This window comes from Neochlamydia sp. AcF65 (assembly GCF_018342435.1).
Classification (GTDB): domain Bacteria; phylum Chlamydiota; class Chlamydiia; order Chlamydiales; family Parachlamydiaceae; genus Neochlamydia.
In genome coordinates this window covers 1-1,885 of record NZ_JAEMUE010000035.1, presented here as the reverse complement: position 1 = coordinate 1,885, position 1,885 = coordinate 1, and the positions used below count along the sequence as shown (strand labels likewise).

The 1,885-nt window shown below is 47.3% G+C and carries 1 rRNA gene; it reads right to left on the bottom strand.

From position 1 onward, the window contains the following. Nucleotides 1–71: 71 nt before the first annotated feature. Nucleotides 72–1,615 (bottom strand): 16S ribosomal RNA (locus NEOC65_RS03660). Between the last annotated feature and the right edge of the window lie 270 nt (nt 1,616–1,885).

Genomic DNA, 1,885 nt, shown 5'->3' with positions numbered 1-1,885 from the left:
AGGAAGACAATGTGCAGCTAAAGTTTGTTTCAACCTAAGAATGGTTATTCCTAACGCATTCTCTGTCCTTAAAAGGAGGTGATCCAGCCCCACCTTCCGGTAGGGCTACCTTGTTACGACTTCATCCCAGTCATCAGCCTCACCTTAGACGCCTCTCTCCTTGCGGTTGAGCCAGCGGCTTCGGGTAAAACCAACTCCCATGATGTGACGGGCGGTGTGTACAAGACCCGGGAACGTATTCACGGTGGTGTTGCTGACCCACCATTACTAGCAATTCCGTCTTCATGTAGTCGAGTTGCAGACTACAATCTGAACTGAGATCGGCTTTTAGGATTTGCTTCACCTCGCGGCTTCGCTGCCTTCTGTACCGACCATTGTAGCACGTGTGTAGCCCCAGACATAAGGGCCATGCGGACTTGACGTCATCCTCACCTTCCTCCTGGTTAACCCAGGCAGTCTCATTAGAGTTCCCACCCATAGTGTTGGCAACTAATGATAAGGGTTGCGCTCGTTGCTGGACTTAACCAAACACCTCACGGCACGAGCTGACGACAGCCATGCAGCACCTGTGCAGATGCCCCGAAGGGAAATTACATCTCTGTAACGATCATCTGCATGTCAAGCCTGGGTAAGGTTCTTCGCGTTGCATCGAATTAAACCACATGCTCCACTGCTTGTGCGGGTCCCCGTCAATTCTTTTGAGTTTCACCCTTGCGAGCGTACTCCTCAGGCGGTATACTTATCGCGTTAGCTTCGGCACAACCAGGGTTGATTCCGGTTACACCAAGTATACATCGTTTACGGCAAGGACTACCAGGGTATCTAATCCTGTTTGATCCCCTTGCTTTCGCGCCTCAGCGTCAGGTGTAAACTAGAAAATCGCCTTCGCCACTGGTGTTCTTCCACATATCTACGCATTTCACCGCTACTTGTGGAATTCCATTTTCTCCGTCTACCCTCAAGAAAGGAAGTTTCAAATGCTGTTCCGAGGTTGAGCCCCGGGATTTCACATCTGACTTTCCTTCCCGCCTACGCGCCCTTTACGCCCAATAAATCCGATTAATGCTTGCACCCTCCGTATTACCGCAGCTGCTGGCACGGAGTTAGCCGGTGCTTCTTTACCTGGTACGCTCAAGTTTTCTAGATGTTAGCTAGATCCCCTTGTTCCCAGGCGAAAGAGTTTTACGACCCGAAGGCCTTCATCACTCACACAGCGTCGCTTCGTCAGGCTTTCGCCCATTGCGAAAGATTCTCGACTGCAGCCTCCCGTAGGAGTCTGGGCAGTTCTCAGTCCCAGTGTTGGCGGTCAATCTCTCAATCCGCCTAGACGTCTTAGCCTTGGTAGGCCTTTACCCTACCAACTAGCTGATATCCCATGGGCCTCTCTTTAACCGCGAGGTCCGAAGATCCCCCACTTTAATGATTTCAAGATGCCTTGCTATCACCACATTCGGTATTAGCGATCGTTTCCAACCGTTATTCCCAAGTTAATGGTAAGTTACCCATGTATTACTAACCCTTCCGCCACTAAATGTATTGCTACATTTCGTTCGACTTGCATGCCTCATCCACGCTGTCAGCATTCAATCTGAACCAAGATCAAATTCTCAAGAAAAATATATTCTTTGAAAACTTGATAAATGATTTATTTATCTCTGATTCTATTCACGAGATTAAAAGTTACCTTTTAATCTTCGCACAAACTTTATGTTTGCTTGCACATTGTCTTTCTATCACTGTCAAATAGCTTTTTGCGTCACTCGTTGGTCACGCTTTTTTTGTTCTTCTTCTTAGCTTTTCACTTAAGAAGCAGTAAACATACAAAATATCGAATTATTTCCGCAACTCCTATTTTCCTTTTTCTTTATTTTTTTCCTAAGCTTCT